We start from the raw sequence: 17,877 nt of genomic DNA on the forward strand, positions 1-17,877 counted from the left end.
CCCGCCGTGCGCCGATCTGCGCGCTCCATCACGCTTCCTGTCAGGAACATCCTGACCCAGCCGGGCACCGCGACCTTTACACTGTCGTTCTCCGCTTTCGCCCCTTCCGCCCTACTCCTGCATGCTCCCTTGGATCCTGGCCCTGCTGTCGGCCCTGCTTACCTGTTCCCTGGCCGTTGTCTATCTGTGGTGGATCAAGCGGCGGCAGAAGGAGATGCAACTCGGCCTGCAGGCTCTGGCCGGCATGCATTGGCGCGAATTCTCGGTACTGGTCAAGCGCATGCTGCGCGAACAACGCGGCCTGCGTGAGTTGATCGATCCGACCGAAGATGCCCGCGAGCCGAGCAGCGACTTCCTGCTCAGCGATGGCCCCAATCAATGGCTGGTGTCGTGCAAGCACGGCCTGGCCTACCGCATCGGCACCGCCGCAGTGAACGAGCTGGGTGCGGCCGCGCGCCTGGCCGGCGCCAAGGGCGGCGTGCTGCTGACCGAAGGCCGGATCGAGCGCGACGGCCGTGGCGCCGCCGAGAAGCAGGCCGTTGAGGTGCTGGACGGCCCCCGCCTGTGGCCGCTGCTGCAGCCCTACCTGCCCGGCGATATCGAAGCGCGCGTGCGTGCCAGCGCCCGGCATGAGGCGCTGCGCCGCATTGCCATCGCCGCACTGGGTTCGGTCACGCTGGGGCTGCTGGTCGGCCTGGGCCTGCAGGGCTTGCATGTGGAAGAGGCCGCGCCGGTTGCTGCGGCGCCGGTGGTGGCAGCACCTTCGGCCGCGCCAGCCGCCGAACCTGCCCCGATCGAAGCCGTCCCTGCGGCCGCCCCTGCTCCCGAAACTGCCGTCGCCCCGGCGGCCGACGCGCGCAGCAATCCCAACCCGGATGCCGCCACGCTGGAGCGCTTCCAGGCCGATCTGGCCCGCGCACTGGCCGGCAAGCCCGGCATCGCCAGCGGCGTCTGGCTGACCCGCCAGACCCTGGCGATCAACCGCACCGGCGAACTGGAAGCGGTGTGGCCGCGGGTCTGCGAGGAAGTGCTGCACTACCCCGCCCTGCGCAACGTGCGCATCCAGCTCAACGCCCGCCCCGGCGTGGATGAGCCCGTACGCTGGCGACAGTGCGCTACGTATTGATTGGGGGGTCCGTAGATCAACGCCATGCGTGGATGCCCTTGTAGAGTCGAGCCACGCTCGACTCATCGCGCAACGCGCGAGCAGCAGCAGCCGAGCATGGGCTCGGCTCTACATGGCGCCTGCTCAGCCCAATGCAGCCAGATGGGCGATGTAGCTTGAACGCGATTCACCCGCCGCTCTGGCCTGCGCATCCAGCTTCGCCAGGATCCGGCGTGGCAGGCTGATGTTGACCCGCTCGATGGTGTCGTCCAACAGCGCCGGATCAATGCAGATGTAGGCGAGAATCCAGCGGGTGCCCTTTGATGCCTCGGCGGCGATTTTCTGGGGTGCGGAAGGCGTCGGAATCGAGCGTCCGTCATCCAGGGCCGCGTCGATCCAGGCGAGCGCCGCCTCTTCCGCAGCACTGAGCGCATCATCAAGCGTGTCGGCCGCCGAGAAGCACCCCGGCAGATCCGGAACGACGACGCCCCATGCGGTGCGTTCATCGCCTGCCTCGATCAAGACTGGATATCGCATGGGACCTCCTACGTCAGCCCTGCGAGCTTCCGCAACGCCAGCAGCAGCCCCTTCCCCAGATCCTTCCTTGGATGAGTCACGGTGATGATGTGAGGGCACTGCGGGTGCACGAATACATGATGGGATCCGCGAATCCGTCGACAGGTCCAACCCGCCGCTTCCAGTTCCCGGATGAGGTCCCTTCTCTTCATGCAGGGACGATACACATCGTACACACGCCCCGACAGAGTTCAAGGCGACAGTGCCTGCTGAGCGAACCGGCCCCTACCGCGCGCCCGGCGCGAAGCGCGCGACCAGGTCCCAGGCGTCGCCGAGGAACACCTGGCGCACGCGGGTAATGGGTTGCTCACCGCGCCAGGTCAGGCGCTCGATCACCAGGCAGGCGGTGCCGGGCTTCACGTCCAGCAGTTTGGCGGTGGCGGTGTCAGCACCCCAGGCACTGATGCGGTGCTGGGCACGGGTCCACGAGACATTCTGCAGCAGCCAGCTGCCCGGCGCGGTGGTACTGAAATCGACCTCCAGCACCTCGGGCACGCCCACCGGGCTGATCAGGCGATGCTCCAGTGCCAGCGGGCGACCGTCGGCCAGGTGCAGGCAGCGCATCGCCAGCAGCATTTCGCTGCCGGCCAGCTCGACTTCGCCAGCATTGCCGGCATCGGCCAGCCGCAGGTCGCGCTGCAGCAGGCGATACGCGTACTGATGACCGCGTGAGCCGACTTCCATCGCGATATCGGGAATCTCCAGCGCCACCTGCTCCAGGTGCGGGGGCTGCCGCGCCACGAACGAGCCGGCGCGACGGCGGCGCTCGATCATGCCGCTCTCGGCCAGTGCGGTCAGCACCTTGTTCACGGTCATCCGCGAGCAGCCGTACTGTTCCATCAGCTCGTGCTCGTACGGAATACGGAAGCCCGGCGCCCACTCTCCGCTGAGGATGCGGCTTTCCAGATCGCTGCGGATACGCTGGTTGAGCGTGGCGGACTTGCTGGCCTTCACGTAATGGGGTCTCGGTGGCGGGAGGCGATCAGCCCAGCACGCCGCGCAGGGCGGCAGCGAAGGCGCTGGTGATCGCCTCGCGCTGCAGGTGGCGGCCGTCGGCCACGCACTGGCGGCCATGGCGCCAGACCGATCGCAGCGCGCCATTACGTGCGGCGAACACCCAGCTGTCAAGCCATGCGTCGTCCTGTCGCGACTGCAACGCCGGGTGCGAAGCATCCAGTTCAACCAGGTCGGCACTGGCGCCGACCTGCAGGCCGGCGGCCACGCCCAGGGCCTGTGCACCGCCCTGCAGTGCACCCTCGAACAGGAAGCGGCCGGTGCTGCGGGTGGCATCCGGGGCCAGCACATTGCGCCCGCGCAGGGTCAGGCGTTGGCCGTACTCAAGCAGGCGTAGTTCTTCGGCCGCATCGATCAGCACATTGGAATCGGAACCGACACCGAAGCGACCGCCTTCGCGCGCGAACGCCTGCATCGGGAACAGGCCGTCGCCCAGGTTGGCCTCGGTGATCGGGCACAGGCCGGCCACGGCCTGGCTGGCCACGATGGCCGCGCGCTCGTCATCGGTGATATGGGTGGCATGCACCAGGCACCAGCGCGCATCCACCGGCGCATGGTTGTACAGCCACTGCACCGGGCGTTGGCCGCTCCAGGCCAGGCAGGCCTCCACTTCGCGCACCTGTTCGGCGATGTGGATGTGCACCGGGCCGTCGGTCAGCGGCATCAGGGCGCTCAGTTCCTCTCCGGTGACCGCACGCAGGCTGTGCGGTGCAATGCCGAGCACCGCATCGGGCAGCGTGGCCAATGACGGCTTTGCGGCGTCCAGCAGCTGCGCGAAGCCGTCCACGTCATGGATCAGCCGCCGCTGCGCGGGGTTCGGTGCCGCCCCGCCGAAATCGGCGTGCGCATAGAACACCGGTAGCAAGGTCAGGCCGATGCCGGTGTGGTCGGCCGCCGCCGCAATCCGCGCACTCATCTCGGCGCGGTTGGCATACGGCCGACCGTCGGCGTCGTGGTGCAGGTAGTGGAACTCGCCGACGCGGGTGAAGCCGCTTTCCAGCATTTCCATGTAGGCCTGGGCGGCAATGGCCTGCACCGCGTCCGGGCGCAGGTGGGCCAGGAAGCGGTACATCAGCTCGCGCCAGCTCCAGAAGCTGTCACCGTCGCCGCCGCCGATCTCGGTCAGCCCGGCCATGCCGCGTTGGAAGGCATGGCTGTGCAGGTTGGGTAGGCCCGGCACCAGGATGCCAACGCGGGTGTCGCCGGCCTGCGCGCCCTGCCCCGTGCTGATCGCCGTGATGCGACCGTCCTGCACCTGCAGGCGGACGTCGCGGGCCCAACCCTCGGCCAGCAGGGCGTGGGCGGCATGGAAACGGTGCGGGGAACGCGAATCGGACATGGCTGGACAACCCGAAATGGACGCCTATATTGTATAGACATATAAGCACAGCCGCGTTGTGGATGCCATGCACGTCGATACCCTCTGGTCCAACGTCCACCTGATCACCCTCGATGGCGAGGGGCTGGGTGTCATCCGCGATGGCGTACTGGCCTGCGCTGACGGCCGCATCGTCCATGTCGGCCCAGCCGGCAGCGATGCCCACCTGCAGCCGACCACCCGCATCGACGGCGAAGGCCGCTGGATTTCGCCCGGCCTGATCGACTGCCATACCCACCTGGTCTACGCCGGCAACCGCGCCAACGAATTCGAGCAGCGCCTGCAGGGCGTCAGCTATGCCGAGATCGCCCGTGCCGGCGGCGGCATCGTCTCCACCGTGCGCGCCACCCGCGCCGCCACACCGGAACAGCTGGCCCGCGAAAGCCGGCCACGCCTGCTGGCGATGCGCGCCGAGGGCGTGACCACCCTCGAGATCAAGTCCGGCTACGGCCTGACCCTGCCGGACGAGCGCAAGCAACTGCAGGTGGCGCGTGCGCTGGGCGAGGAATGCCGGGTCAATGTGGTGACCACCTTCCTCGGCGCACACGCGATTCCGCCGGGCCGCGAAGCACAGGAATACACCGACGAGGTGTGTAACGTGATGATTCCGGCCATCGCCGCCGAAGGCCTGGCCGAAGCGGTGGATGTGTTCTGCGAGAACATCGCCTTCTCGCCGGCGCAGGCGCGGCAGGTCTTCGAAGCGGCGCGCGCCAACGGGCTGGCGGTGAAGATCCACGCCGAGCAGCTGAGCAACCAGCATGGCGCCGAACTGGCCGCCAGCTTCGGTGCACTGTCGGCCGACCATATCGAACACCTGGACGATGCCGGCATTGCCGCGATGGCGGCGGCCGGCACCGTCGCCGTGCTGCTGCCCGGTGCCTTCTATTTCACCCGCGATACCACCCTGCCGCCGATTGCGGCGCTGCGCGCGGCTGGCGTGCCACTGGCGCTGGCCACCGACAGCAACCCCGGCACCTCACCACTGACCAGCCCGCTGCTGGCGATGAACATGGGCGCGACCCTGTTCCGCCTGACCGTGGACGAGTGCATCGCCGGCTTCACCCGTGAAGCGGCGCGCGCACTGGGCCATGGCGACCGAATCGGCCGCCTGGCCGTGGGCCTGGACTGCGACCTGGCGATCTGGGACATCGACGCGCCCGCCGACCTGGTCTATCGCATTGGATTCAACCCGCTGCACGCGCGCGTGGTGCGCGGACAGCCCGACCTGCCTGCCTCCTGGAGCAATACATGAGCAACACCCTGGTTCTTCGCCCCGGCCATGTCACTCTCGCCCAGTGGCGGCAGGTCTATCGCGGCGTGCCGCTTGCACTGGACCCGGCCGCGCTGCCGGTGGTGCGCACCAGTGCGGCGGCCGTCGCCGCCATCGTCGCCAAGGGCGCGCCGGTCTATGGCATCAACACCGGCTTCGGCAAGCTGGCCAGCGTGCGCATCGAGCGCGAGGACCTGGCTACCCTGCAGCGGAACATCGTGCTCTCGCATGCTGCCGGTGTGGGCGAGCCGATGCCGGCCAGCGTAGTGCGCCTGATGATGGCGCTGAAGCTGGTCAGCCTGGCGCAGGGTGCTTCGGGCATCCGCGAGGAAACCCTGCTGCTGCTGGAAGCGATGCTGGTCAAGGGCGTGCTGCCGGTGGTGCCCGCACAGGGCTCGGTGGGTGCCTCGGGTGACCTGGCGCCGCTCTCGCACCTGGCCAGCGTGATGCTGGGCGTGGGTGAAGCCTTCATCGGTGACGAACGCCTGCTGGCGGTCGATGCGCTGGCACGTGCCGGCCTGCAGCCGATCGAGCTGGGCGCGAAGGAAGGCCTGGCGCTGCTCAACGGCACCCAGTTCTCCACCGCCTATGCGCTGGCCGGCCTGTTCGAGATCGAGACGGTGTTCCAGGCCGCGCTGGTCACTGGTGCGCTGTCGGTGGAAGCGGCCAAGGGTTCCGACACGCCCTTCGACCCGCGCATCCACGCCATCCGCGGCCAGCGTGGGCAGATCGCCACTGCGGCCACGCTGCGCACGCTGATGCAGGGCTCGGACATCCGCGAATCGCACCGTGACAACGACGTGCGCGTGCAGGACCCGTACTGCCTGCGCTGCCAGCCGCAGGTGATGGGCGCGGCGCTGGACATCCTGCGCCAGGCCGCGACCACGCTGGAAATCGAAGCCAACGGCGTGTCCGACAATCCGCTGGTGTTCACCGATACCGGCGAGGCACTGTCAGGCGGCAACTTCCACGCCGAGCCGGTGGCCTTCGCTGCCGACATGCTGGCGATGGCGGTGTGCGAGATCGGCTCGATCAGCGAGCGCCGCCTGGCGATGCTGGTGGACCCGGCGCTGTCCGGCCTGCCGGCGTTCCTGACCCCGCGCCCGGGCCTGAATTCCGGCTTCATGATCCCGCAGGTGACCGCGGCCGCGCTGGTCTCGGAAAACAAGCAGCGCGCCTACCCGGCCAGCGTCGATTCGATTCCGACCTCGGCCAACCAGGAAGACCATGTGTCGATGGCCGCACACGGTGCGCGCCGCCTGATGCAGATGGCCGAGAACGCGGCCAACGTGATCGGCATCGAACTGCTGGCCGCTGCGCAGGGCTGCGACTTCCACGCGCCGCTGCGCTCCAGTGCCGCGCTGGAAAGCGTGCGCGCCACCCTGCGTGCGCAGGTGCCGACGCTGGAAGAAGACCGCTACTTCCATCCGGACATGGTGACCGCCACGAACCTGGTGCGCAGTGGCGCGCTGGCGCAGGGCCTTGCCGATCTGTTGCCGACTGTGGAACCACAGGCATGAAGACCCATCCCGAATGGCTGACGGTGCACGAAGGCGATGCCCCGTTGATCGTCAGCTTCCCGCATACCGGCAGCGAGCTGCCGCACGACCTGATCGGCGACTACCACTCGCCATGGCTGGCCCGTCGCGACGCCGACTGGTGGGTGCACGAACTGTACGATTTCGTGCGCGGCATGGGCGCGACCACCGTGCGCTCGGCGGTCTCGCGCTCGGTGATCGACCTCAACCGCGATCCCAGCGGCGTGTCGCTGTACCCCGGCCAGAACACCACCGGCCTGTGCCCACTGACCACCTTCGACAACCAGCCGCTGTACCACGCCGGGCGCGAACCGGATGACGCGGAAATCGCCCGTCGCCGCGACACGTATTTCCTTCCCTACCACGATGCGCTGGCCGCACAGATCACGCGCCTGCGTGCGAAGTTCGGCACCGTGGTGGTGTACGACGCGCATTCGATCCGCTCGCACATTCCGCACCTGTTCGACGGTGAACTGCCGCAGTTCAACCTGGGCACCGCCGGTCCCTCGGGTGCGCCGGACACCTCCTGCGACAACGCCCTGAGCGATGTGGTTGAAAACCTGCTGAAGATCAGCGGCATGAGCCAGGTGCGCAACGGCCGTTTCAAGGGCGGCTGGATCACCCGCCACTACAGCAACATCGCCGGCGGCGTGCACAGCCTGCAGATGGAACTGGCCTGCCGCGGCTACATGCACGAACCCCTGCCGGACCAGGTGGACGAACACAGCTGGCCCACCCCGCTCGACCCCGACCACGCCGCACCGCTGCGCCACACCCTGGCGCAGGTGCTCAACGCCTGCCTTGAATTCGCTACGAACCGGAGCGCCGCATGACCCGCAACGACCCGTCCCGCACCATCGCCGCGCCCACCGGCACCACGCTGAACGCCAAGAGCTGGCTGACCGAAGCACCGCTGCGCATGCTGATGAACAACCTGCACCCGGACGTGGCCGAACGCCCGCAGGAACTGGTGGTGTACGGCGGCATCGGCCGCGCCGCGCGCGACTGGGAGAGCTTCGATGCCATCGTCGAAACGCTCAAGCGCCTGGACGACGACCAGACCCTGCTCGTGCAGTCGGGCAAGCCGGTGGGCGTGTTCCGCACCCACGCCGATGCGCCGCGCGTGCTGATCGCCAATTCCAACCTGGTGCCACGCTGGGCCAACTGGGACCACTTCAACGAGTTGGATAAGAAGGGCCTGGCCATGTACGGCCAGATGACCGCCGGCAGCTGGATCTACATCGGTGCGCAGGGCATCGTGCAGGGCACCTACGAGACCTTCGTGGAAATGGGTCGCCAGCACTTCGGTGGCGATCTGACCGGGAAGTGGCTGTTCACCGGCGGCCTCGGCGGCATGGGCGGCGCGCAGCCGCTGGCCGCCGTGATGGCCGGCGCCTCGTGCCTGGCCGTCGAGTGCCGCAAGAGCAGCATCGACATGCGCCTGCGCACCGGCTACCTGGATACCTGGACCGACAATCTGGACGAAGCGCTGCGCCTGATCGACGAATCGTGCAAGGCGGGCACGCCGAAGTCGGTGGGCCTGCTCGGCAACGTTGCCGACGTGCTGGCCGAACTGCTCAAGCGCGGCGTGAAGCCGGACCTGCTGACCGACCAGACCTCCGCGCACGATCCGGTGAACGGCTACCTGCCGCAGGGCTGGACGGTCGAACAGTGGGATGAGAAACGTGTCTCCGCGCCCAAGGAAGTGGAGAAAGCCGCGCGCGCATCGATGGCCAACCATATCCGCGCCATGCTCGGCTTCCACGCGCTGGGCGTGCCGACCGTGGACTACGGCAACAACCTGCGGCAGATGGCACTGGAAGAAGGCGTGGAGAACGCGTTCGACTTCCCCGGTTTCGTACCGGCCTACATCCGCCCGCTGTTCTGCCGCGGCATCGGCCCGTTCCGCTGGGCCGCACTGAGCGGCGACCCGGAAGACATCGCCAAGACTGATGCCAAGGTGAAGGAACTGATTCCGGACAACCCGCACCTGCACCGCTGGCTGGACATGGCCGCCGAGAAGATCAAGTTCCAGGGCCTGCCGGCACGCATCTGCTGGGTCGGCCTGGGTGACCGTGATCGGCTGGGCCTGGCCTTCAACGAAATGGTGGCGAACGGTGAACTGAAGGCACCGGTGGTGATCGGCCGTGACCACCTGGACAGCGGCAGCGTGGCGTCGCCGAACCGCGAGACCGAGGCAATGGCCGATGGTTCCGATGCGGTCTCTGACTGGCCGCTGCTGAACGCCCTGCTCAACACCGCCAGCGGCGCGACCTGGGTGTCGCTGCACCACGGCGGCGGCGTCGGCATGGGCTTCTCGCAGCACGCCGGCATGGTGATCGTGTGCGATGGCACCGAGGCAGCGGCGAAGCGGATTGGCCGCGTGCTGTGGAACGACCCGGCCACCGGCGTGATGCGCCATGCCGATGCAGGCTATGAGATCGCGATTGATTGCGCGAAGGAAAAGGGGCTGGATCTACCGGGAATCCTGGGCTGACAGGTCAGCGACCAGCGCGCACATATTCCGGTGCCATCAGGGCAATGCGCGGTAGTGTCCCCGATTCACCGGCGCGCATGCCATGAGAGAGGCTTACGCCAGCTTCGGTGGCATCACACCTAAAGTTGCGCGCTGCCCTGCCGATACCGGAGGTCAACAAGGAATGTTGCCCTCCGACCTGTTTACTCGGGCCAGTGCCCATATGGGCTCATTCCTTTCTGATGAACTCTTCTGCTGAAAGGAATCCACTGTATGGCTCACGAAATCACCATGGATCTTGCCACCAAGTTCGTCCTGCACAAGGACGTCGAACTTGCTGTCAGGAAAGATGGAAAGCTGCTCGGTACCGCCCTGATCAGCAAAGGCAACATCGAATGGGTGCCCGCAGGCAATTCGGTGAACAAGAAGCGGCTGAGCTGGGCCAGGTTCGCCGAGCTGATGCAGGACCAGGGCAAGGATGTGAAGATCAAGTAGATCGATCGCGGATTGCCACTTCGCCCTGCGACGGAGTCTCAGTGCCAGGACTTCGTCTGAATCCCGTTCTGCACCATCGAGATGTTCTCTCCAATGAGCGTTCTTCAACGTCTGCTACTTGTCGCCGCCTGCATTGCGGTCGCCGGGCCTGCGAGCGCAGCAAACCAGATCAGCACAAAGATCCCAAACGAGACCCGGATCAGCCCGCTCGTTATTCTGGATGCGAACAATGAGGGTTCCTGCGCACTGCCCTCGCCGGATGGGCGTCGCCGCACTCCCTACTTCCCTGATCTCAGGCAGCGTTGCAGCATCCTTGCACAAGCCCTGTTCGCATCACTCATTACCCGCGGCTTCGACGCGAAAATGGAATCCTTCACGCCTGATGCGCCCATCGGCTACAAGGAGTATTACGCCGCGTTCGCTGAGTGGAAGCAAGGCGTAATTGAAAAGTACCCCGATCGGTACGTGCTGACTTACCACGGACTGGTGGACGAGAGAAAACAAAGCTACCTGGTGATGAATCTGTCCGGACCAGGCGACGGCGAACGCCCGCTGCTTGGCACGATAGAGCTCAGCAAGGACCAGATGTGGACCGTTACCAAGCTCGGCGATATGAACTTCATTGGCCCGACCCCGTTGCCGCGCCTCATCGAGCTGCTGAGCAACACCCTGGAGGAGCGCTGTCCGACCCGCGGGTTCATGCGTAACTGCTATGGCCGTGGCTGGCTCATGGACAAGAACCCCAGGTAAGCCCTACGCCACCATCGATAGGGTGCCGGCCACCGACCGGCATCACCGCCATCAGGAAATACAGGAAACCACGCACAGCACGCCTTTCATGGCCGCTGCGGACCTGCATGCAACACTCGACTGCCGCCACACCCTCCATCCGGGTATACCCGCATGATCCAGTGCGGCACGAGGCCCATCTGCTCATGCATGCGTGGTCCATCGAACAGGGCCCGCTTGACCCCACCTGCAGCCGTGACCAACATGCGCCATCACCGCTGATGGATCACCGCGATGTACCGCACCCTTGCTGCCGCATTGCTCTGCGCCCTCTTCGCCGTTCCGATCGCTTCGGCGCGTGAGTCCCCCGGCGATCTTTCCAATCAGCTCGACACCCAACTGCAGGCCAACCGCGAGCGCTACGGCATCGCCGGCCAGGCGGTGCTGGTCGCGCACAATGGCCAGGTGCTCTACCAGGGCGCCAGCGGCGAGCGCGATCCGGCCACCCATGCACCGGCCACCGTCGATTCCATTTTCGCCGCGCAATCGATGGCCAAGCTGCTGACCAGCACGCTGGTGATGCAATTGATGGATCAGGGCAAGGTGGATCTGGATGCACCAGCCAGCCGCTATGTGCCGGACCTGCCTGCAGCCTGGCAGGCGATCCGCGTGCGCGATTTCCTCAACCACAGCTCGGGCATCGGCGAGTACTACGACCGGGCGGACAACCGCTGGGTGAGCAAGGGCTACCCCGGTGTAGCGCCTGACCTTGCCGCTGCACTGAAGGTGGCCGGCGCCGCACCGATGCAGTTCGCCACCGGCAGCCGCGTGCAGTACACCCAGGCCAACTACCTGGTGCTGACGGCGTTGCTGCAAGCGCACTACCGCAAGCCCTACCCGGCCATTGCACGCGAACGCATCCTGCAACCGCTGAAGATGACCAGCACCTCATGGGGCGCAGCCAGCGTGCCGTCGCAGCGCGCAGCGGTGCCTTACATCGGCAAGGACGGCCAGCTGCAGCCGGCCAATGAAGACCCCTGGCCGGACTACGGCTGGGGCCACGCCGACCTGCAGACCACCGTGGGTGACATGAACCGTTTCCTGCAGGCGCTGGCGACCGGCAAGCTGCTGCGCACGGCGACCCTGGAAAAACTCTGGCAGCCGCAGAAACTGGCCGGCGGCGGCAGCAACTTCTTCTCCACGGGCTGGGACACCACCCGCAGCGACGGCTACACCCAGGTCGGCCACGATGGTGGCACCCGTGTACGTGCGCGGCTGGCGTACAAGGGCACCCTGGCCAGCGGCTACTGGGTGTTCGTGTACCTGACCAACGGCAGCGCCCGCAATGTGTGGTCGAGCACGCTGGTGGAGAGCACGATGGCGGTGGCCGCACCGCAGGAGTTTCCGCATGCGGTGCTGTCCGAGCGGCTGATCGCGTATGCGCTGGATGACAGCGCTGGCGCGGCCGAAGCAGTGCATCGCTGGCTGCGCGACAGCAACAAGGTTGCTGCCAGTGAACTGGAACGCGCGATCAATGCCGATGGTTACGCGATCCGCGAAAGTCTCGGCGCACGCAAGGCAGTGAAGGTGTTCGCGCTCAACACCGAGCTGTATCCGGATTCGGCCAACGCGTGGGACAGCCTGGCCGAATGCCATGCAGCACTGGGTGAGAAGGAAGCAGCTGATCGGCTGTATGCGAAGGCCAAGGCGCTGGCGAAGCCCTCGCCATAGATATTGCTGTAGAGCCAAGCATGGGCTCGGCGCTACATGGATGTTGCGGGCAGCCCATACGCGGGCGGCGGGTGACGCGGGGCCGCCGACCTGTTAACTTGCGCACCAATTTAGTGGTTTACAGCATTTCCGCATGTCGCTCTCGTCGTACCGCCCCACCCCGTCGCTGTTGTTCCTGGCCGTTTCCCTTGGCCTCTCCACCACCGCCGCTGCTGCGCCGCAGGCCACCACCCTCGATGCGGTGCGGGTCACTGCCGCCGATGCCAGCGCCCAGGCGCGCGAGGCGCTGAAGCGCGTACCCGGCGCCAGCAACGTCATCGACGTGGCCAAGGCCGACAGCCGCTTGTCCAGCAGTGCCGATGTGCTGGCCTACCAACCGGGCATCAGCGCGCAGTCGCCGGGTAATGAGGGCACCAAGATTTCGATCCGTGGCTCGGGCATCAACCGGGGCCCCGGCGCGCATGCCTCGGGTATTGCGGTGTCGATCGACGGCCTGCCACTGACCGGCCCGGGCGGCACGCCCTACGAGCTGCTGGAACCGCTGTGGCTGTCGCGCGTGGAAGTACTGCGCGGCGCCAACGGTTTCGAGCGTGGCGCGCTGGCGCTGGGCGGTGCCATCGACTACGTCAGCCGCAGCGGCCGTGATTCGGCGGGCGTGCAGCTGCACTACGAAGCCGGCAGCCGTGGCTACCAGAAGCGCGGCATCAGCTGGGGCGGCGTCAGTGGCGATGTCGATTACTTCCTGGCCTACACCGATACCGAGTTCGATGGCTATCAGCGCCATGCGCGCGGCGACGGCAAGGGCGCAATGGCCAACATCGGCTGGCAGATCACGCCCGACCTGCAGACGCGCTTCTTCGTGCGTTACCGCGAAACCAATCACGAAACACCCGGTCGCCTGACCCGCGACCAGATCCGCAACGACCCGCATGCGGCCAACCCGGCCAACCTGGCCATCGATGCACGTCGCCCGCAGCCCGGCAGCACGTGGGTGGGCAACGTCACCACGCTGCAGATCGATGAGGATTCCTCGCTGCAGGCGGGACTGGTCTATCACAAGTACCCGATGGACTTGAACGAGAGCCTGTACCGCCAGCAGCTGGACTACGCCAACCTCAACGCCACGCTGGACTACCGCCACCGGCACCGCCTGTTCGGCCTGGACAGCGAAACCGCGGTCGGCCTGCGCGTCACCCATGACCTGGATGCCGATGTGCGCGAGTCGCTGCGTTTTGCCAGCAACGGCTATGCCGCCGGCACGCGCACACGTGACTTCCGCCACCACGGCACCGACAGCACGCTGCACGTCAGCAATACCCTCGCCTTCAATGACCGCCTGCGCATGCAGACCGGGCTGGCACTGATCAACACCCGCCGCGATGTGCAGGTGACCTGGCCGAGCAGCGGCGGCCGCCTGCGCGACCACGACCGGGACTACGCGCCGCGACTGGGCTTCACTTGGCAGCACAGCGCGCAGACCCAGTGGTTCGGCAACCTCAGCCGTTCGGTGGAGGCGCCGCACCCGTGGTCGATGATCTGGGGCTCGAACCAGTACTTCGGGCCGGGCAATGGCCCGTCCAGCGGCCGCCAGCGCGCGCCGGTGCCGATGCAGAACCAGACCGCCACCACGCTGGAACTGGGCGCGCGCGGTGACGCGGCGCTGGGTCGCTGGGAACTGACCGGCTACTACGCGCACGTGAACCACGAACTACTGAGCGTCGAACTGCAGCCGGTGCCGAACCTGTTCATCGCCGAGAACAACGCCAGCCCCACCGTTCACCGCGGCATCGAATCCGGCTTGGACAGCACGCTGTGGCAGTCTGCGCCGGGCCGCCTGTCGCTGCGCCAGGCGTACACCTTCAGCGACTTCCGTTATCGCCACGATGCGCGTTTCGGCAGCAACCGCCTGCCCGGCCTGCCGCGCCACGCCTACCAGGCCGAGCTGCGCTTCGATCACGCGTCCGGCCTGTACGCCGCGCTCAATACCGAATACGCCTCGCGCATCGCCGTCGACTACGCCAACAGCTACTGGGCCGACAGCCATGTGATCTTCGGCAGCCGCATCGGCTACGACGCACCCGGCGGTCGCTGGCAGGCCTGGGCGGAGATGCGCAACATCGGCAACCGCCACTACGCCGCCACGGTCACACCGGGCTACGACGATGCCGGCAGGGATGTCGCCCGCTCGACGCCGGGCGAAGGTCGTGGCGTCTACGCAGGTGTGCGCTGGCGCTTTGATTGATGGCCGCAGGCGGCGCCGGGCGTGATCCGGCGCCGCCGTTCCAGGGTCAGCCGATGCGCCAGGCAGGAAGGCGCTCGCTGCGCTTCCAGATGGAAGGCGCGAAGCCGATCAGCACCAGTGCCGCCAGCCACTTCGGCGACGTGCTCAGCAGCGTGGCACCGAGCGAGCCGTCGCCGGGTGCGAGCTGCTCCTGCCAGGGGTTGTAACCCAGGTAGAGGATGCTGCCGGCCCACCACAGCAACGCTGCGCCGATGCCCACCAGCAGCAGGGCCAGCGTGCGGCAGGTCCAGCGCTGCGAGGTGGTGCCCCATTCCCGCGACGCGGCAATCAGCAGGCCGACCACCAGCAGCGACACCAGTGCCACCAGGCCGATATCGACCTTGGGTCCAATGCGCTCATAGGTACAGGCGCGGCATTGCGCCTCTTCCGCGGCAGTGGCGGCTTCGGCGCCCTCGGCCTGCCCGGCTTCGGGCTGCGCCAGTGCTGCAAACGGCAACAACACCGCCAGCAGCGTCACCATGATCCAACGAAACAACGACCTGTTCCTGCGTGCAGCGACATCCATGCGCTCTTCCTCGTCAGTGGTTGTGTGTCCCAGCGGGCGTTCGGATATCCAGCGCCCCTGTTCCAGATGCAGTACGACAAGCTCCCGATAGGTGAAACCACCCGGACACGAATCCTGGGCGACCGCGATCATAGCCCACTGTCCATTGCCGCTGAAAACGGGCCGGGGCTGGCCATATGAAGTACGCACCCCAGCTACAGCGCTTGAATGACCTGCAGCAGATGGCTCGCACCTGGCGCGAGTTCCTGCGCGAGCCAGCCCAGCATCGCGAAGAACAGCAGCAGCCCGAGCAGCGGCCAGATCGTATGCGACACGCATACCCGCCACCACCCTTGCTGCTGCATGCCCTGCATGCGCCGGTACAGGCCTCCGGCGATGGCCGCGTCCACCAGCAGCTCAGCCATCAGCACCGGCGCCGACCACACCACCCACACGCTGGCCAGCAGGACGGTCGCCACCAGCGCGACGAGGCCCAGGATGGCCAGCAACGGCAGGCCCGCTTCGTCTTCGGCCAGCCCGGTCAACGGCAGCTCTCCGGCATCGCCGCCACCGGCCGGCACCGACTCGTTCCACGATGCCGATGCACCACCACCGCCGGAACGCCCGCCGGCGCCGCTCCACGGGGATTCCATGGCACTACCGCGCGGCGATGCGCCACTACCGCCTACATCCGGCGACAGCCCATCCAGCACGTTGTCCCAACGCCAGCGGATCCAGACCCACATCAGCAGCAGGAACACGCCATAGGCCAGCAGCACGGCCATCGGGTAGCGAAGCAGCATCGCGTCGATACCGGCCAGGCGCAGCAGGTACGAGGCAAGGAAACCGGCCGCACCGGTCAGGGCGACGATCAGCGCCATCTGCAGGCGTGGCCAACCACGCTGCTGCAGGTGCCGGCGCGCACGCACGACTTCGCCGCCGCGGTTCACGGGCAATTTCAGCGGGCTGCGTGAAAAGTGGCGCGAGCGCTTCATGCAGCCGCCAGCGGGCGGGAGGCATGGCGACCGGGAACGTCGGGAACCTGATACTGCATGCGGACATCCTTGCCGGGCACGCGTAAGCGGTGATGGGCGGATTCTACCGCGGGCAGGTCCGCTGTCCAGACGGCGGTTCCAAGCGGCCGATCCTCAGCTGCGGTCGGTGATCCGTTCGATGCGGCCACCAGCGAACACGAACTCGCTCTGGCCCTGCAGTTCCAGCTCGGTGCCCGCATGCGGTCCATCGGGAATATCCTGCGCGAACACGCCGCGCCAGCCAATCGTCGCCGTCGCCCGATCACCATCGAACACCAGCGCCAGCAAGCGCTGTTCGCGTTCCCGGAACAGGCGCGCAGACTGCCGTGCCAGTTCGCCAAAGGCATCGATGCCTTCGGTGACCATCGTCAGCTGGCCATTACTGTGGTTCTCGAAGCGCACGTTGTGCGCCAGCACCGCCAGCATGGCGTCGATGTCGAAGCGGTTGTAGGCCTGCAGGTAGTGCTCGATCAACTGACGGCGGTGCGGTTCGTCCATGGCGGCATCCAGTCGTGGGCTGCTGGCGAGTCTCGCCTGCCAGCACCGGCCGATCAAGGCCGCGCGGCAGCCTTCAGCAGCTGCGCGGCCACCTGATCGAACGGGGCGATGTCCTGCAGCGCGCGGCACATCGCCACCGCACCTTCCACGCTGGCGATCACCAGGCTGGCCAGTTCATCCGCCGCCGCCGGGGCATGCCCTTCGGCGACGAACGCCGTTGCAAGGTGGCCCTGCCAGCGCGCGAACACCTCGGCAGCCGCCGCGCGGGCTTGGCTGGGCGTCGCCTCCACCGGTTCCTCCACGGCAGCGGCCAGCACCGGGCAGCCGGCGCGGAAACCAGTGCACAGCAGGCGCTCGCGCCACAGCGCCAGGAACTGCTGCAGGCCCTGTACCGCCCCACCCTTCAGCAGCTCCACCAGCAGCACCTCCACCTTGTCGCCGGCCATGTGGGTGGCGCGCGCCAGCAGCTCCTGCTTGCCGCCGGGAAAGTGATGGTAGGTGGAGCCCAGCGGCGCCTCGGCCAGCTTCGTCACTTCACGGATGCTGGTGGCATTGAGGCCCACGCGCGCCAGCATCTGTGCCGCAGCATCCATCACGCGTTGAGGCGCATCAGAGGGTCGCGGACTCACGGCAGGCTCCTTGCTAAGACAGTCGTCATAGATTAGCGTACCGGCCGTTCTATAACAGTCGTCATAGCCATGAATCTCTGGTTCCGCCTGCTCCATCTGCTGCTGTGCAGCCTGTTCCGGCCGAAGCTGGAGGCCCCGTTCGGGGTCTCGCGGCTGCAGTTCCGGGTACTGCCCAATGACCTGGACAGCAACCTGCACATGACCAACGGCCGCTACTGGAACATCTTCGACCTGGGCCGGCTGGACCTGATACTGCGCATGGGCCTGGGCCGGGTGGCGCTGCGCGAGAAGTGGGCACCGATCGTTGGTGCCGGCACCATCCAGTTCCGTCGCGAGCTCAAACCGTTCCAGCGCTTCACCCTGGAGACGCGGCTGGTTGGCTGGGTCGGCTCCCGCGGCATCATGGAGCAGCGGGTGCTGATCGGTGCCGAGCAGAAGATCGCCACGCGCGCGCTGCTGGTCACCGGCATCTACGACCGCCGCGCGCGGCAGTTCCTCGGCATGCCGAAGATGATGGAAGCGATCGGCGTGGTCGCCCCGCCGTCGCCGCCGCTCAGTGCGGCCGCCGAAGCGCTGCTGGCCGCCGATGCGGCGTTGAAGCAGGACGACGCCTGAGCG

18 protein-coding genes are annotated in these 17,877 nt (G+C 67.0%); 10 read left to right on the plus strand and 8 right to left on the minus strand.

The features are described from left to right. The first annotated feature begins 121 nt into the window (after positions 1-121). Positions 122-1,126, plus strand: coding sequence for a restriction endonuclease (locus ACZK1G_RS14310; protein ID WP_049443238.1), 1,005 nt, complete (start codon positions 122-124; stop codon positions 1,124-1,126). A 123-nt stretch (positions 1,127-1,249) separates the two neighbouring features. On the opposite strand, the gene ACZK1G_RS14315 is transcribed toward ACZK1G_RS14310, so the two are convergent. From ACZK1G_RS14315 to ACZK1G_RS14330, 4 genes are all read right to left on the minus strand, one after another. Continuing rightward, positions 1,250-1,642 carry a type II toxin-antitoxin system HicB family antitoxin gene (locus ACZK1G_RS14315; protein ID WP_049443237.1) on the minus strand — a complete coding sequence of 131 codons (393 nt, stop codon included), beginning with the start codon at positions 1,640-1,642 and terminating at the stop codon, positions 1,250-1,252. 8 nt (positions 1,643-1,650) lie between these two features. Then, positions 1,651-1,833 (minus strand): type II toxin-antitoxin system HicA family toxin, encoded by a 183-nt coding sequence (locus ACZK1G_RS14320; RefSeq protein ID WP_080347459.1) that lies wholly within the window; start codon positions 1,831-1,833, stop codon positions 1,651-1,653. Between the two features lie 73 nt (positions 1,834-1,906). Further along, the gene (gene hutC / locus ACZK1G_RS14325) at positions 1,907-2,635 is read right to left on the minus strand and encodes a histidine utilization repressor (RefSeq protein ID WP_049422110.1); all 729 of its coding nucleotides are present in this window, start codon (positions 2,633-2,635) and stop codon (positions 1,907-1,909) included. A 28-nt stretch (positions 2,636-2,663) separates the two neighbouring features. Beyond that, a complete protein-coding gene (locus ACZK1G_RS14330; protein ID WP_049443236.1) occupies positions 2,664-4,034 on the minus strand; it encodes a formimidoylglutamate deiminase in 1,371 nt (456 codons plus the stop codon). A gap of 67 nt (positions 4,035-4,101) precedes the next feature. Between ACZK1G_RS14330 and hutI the strand changes: the two genes are divergently transcribed. The 8 genes from hutI (at position 4,102) to ACZK1G_RS14370 (ending at position 14,554) form a co-directional block, all read left to right on the plus strand. Next, positions 4,102-5,325 (plus strand): imidazolonepropionase, encoded by a 1,224-nt coding sequence (hutI, locus tag ACZK1G_RS14335; protein ID WP_101766422.1) that lies wholly within the window; start codon positions 4,102-4,104, stop codon positions 5,323-5,325. Then, on the plus strand, positions 5,322-6,863 hold the full coding sequence (gene hutH, locus ACZK1G_RS14340) for a histidine ammonia-lyase (protein WP_101765739.1): 1,542 nt from the start codon (positions 5,322-5,324) through the stop codon (positions 6,861-6,863). Before hutI ends, hutH begins: the two co-directional genes overlap by 4 nt. Continuing rightward, entirely contained in the window at positions 6,860-7,714 is an 855-nt protein-coding gene (gene hutG / locus ACZK1G_RS14345) for an N-formylglutamate deformylase (protein ID WP_101765740.1), read from the plus strand. The genes hutH and hutG overlap by 4 nt, the downstream gene beginning before the upstream one ends. Further along, positions 7,711-9,378: a urocanate hydratase gene (gene hutU, locus ACZK1G_RS14350; protein WP_014037699.1), complete on the plus strand. Its 1,668-nt coding sequence runs from the start codon at positions 7,711-7,713 to the stop codon at positions 9,376-9,378. The genes hutG and hutU overlap by 4 nt, the downstream gene beginning before the upstream one ends. 252 nt (positions 9,379-9,630) lie before the next feature. Further along, a complete protein-coding gene (locus ACZK1G_RS14355; RefSeq protein ID WP_049443231.1) occupies positions 9,631-9,852 on the plus strand; it encodes a hypothetical protein in 222 nt (73 codons plus the stop codon). Positions 9,853-9,945: 93 nt separating this feature from the next. Beyond that, complete coding sequence (locus ACZK1G_RS14360; protein WP_049443230.1) at positions 9,946-10,602, plus strand: hypothetical protein; 657 nt, start codon at positions 9,946-9,948, stop codon at positions 10,600-10,602. 273 nt (positions 10,603-10,875) lie between these two features. Next, positions 10,876-12,312 (plus strand): serine hydrolase domain-containing protein, encoded by a 1,437-nt coding sequence (locus ACZK1G_RS14365; RefSeq protein WP_101765742.1) that lies wholly within the window; start codon positions 10,876-10,878, stop codon positions 12,310-12,312. Positions 12,313-12,445: 133 nt separating this feature from the next. Continuing rightward, on the plus strand, positions 12,446-14,554 hold the full coding sequence (locus ACZK1G_RS14370; protein ID WP_101765743.1) for a TonB-dependent receptor family protein: 2,109 nt from the start codon (positions 12,446-12,448) through the stop codon (positions 14,552-14,554). A gap of 46 nt (positions 14,555-14,600) precedes the next feature. Here the strand turns inward: ACZK1G_RS14370 and ACZK1G_RS14375 are convergent, their stop codons facing one another. The 4 genes from ACZK1G_RS14375 to ACZK1G_RS14390 all read right to left on the minus strand — a co-directional run bounded on the left by ACZK1G_RS14375 (position 14,601) and on the right by ACZK1G_RS14390 (position 17,259). After that, positions 14,601-15,119, minus strand: a complete 519-nt coding sequence (locus ACZK1G_RS14375) for a hypothetical protein (RefSeq protein WP_049443319.1) — start codon at positions 15,117-15,119, stop codon at positions 14,601-14,603. Between the two features lie 194 nt (positions 15,120-15,313). Next, the gene (locus ACZK1G_RS14380; RefSeq protein ID WP_101765744.1) at positions 15,314-16,093 is read right to left on the minus strand and encodes a hypothetical protein; all 780 of its coding nucleotides are present in this window, start codon (positions 16,091-16,093) and stop codon (positions 15,314-15,316) included. A 153-nt stretch (positions 16,094-16,246) separates the two neighbouring features. After that, entirely contained in the window at positions 16,247-16,630 is a 384-nt protein-coding gene (locus ACZK1G_RS14385) for a nuclear transport factor 2 family protein (protein WP_049443226.1), read from the minus strand. A gap of 53 nt (positions 16,631-16,683) precedes the next feature. Next, entirely contained in the window at positions 16,684-17,259 is a 576-nt protein-coding gene (locus ACZK1G_RS14390) for a TetR/AcrR family transcriptional regulator (RefSeq protein WP_049443225.1), read from the minus strand. Positions 17,260-17,328: 69 nt separating this feature from the next. Here ACZK1G_RS14390 and ACZK1G_RS14395 point away from each other — a divergent pair, with 69 nt between their 5' ends. Next, positions 17,329-17,874 carry a thioesterase family protein gene (locus ACZK1G_RS14395; protein ID WP_012511531.1) on the plus strand — a complete coding sequence of 182 codons (546 nt, stop codon included), beginning with the start codon at positions 17,329-17,331 and terminating at the stop codon, positions 17,872-17,874. Positions 17,875-17,877 lie beyond the last annotated feature (3 nt).

The sequence above is a fragment of the Stenotrophomonas sp. 109824_Sma genome, assembly GCF_056480025.1.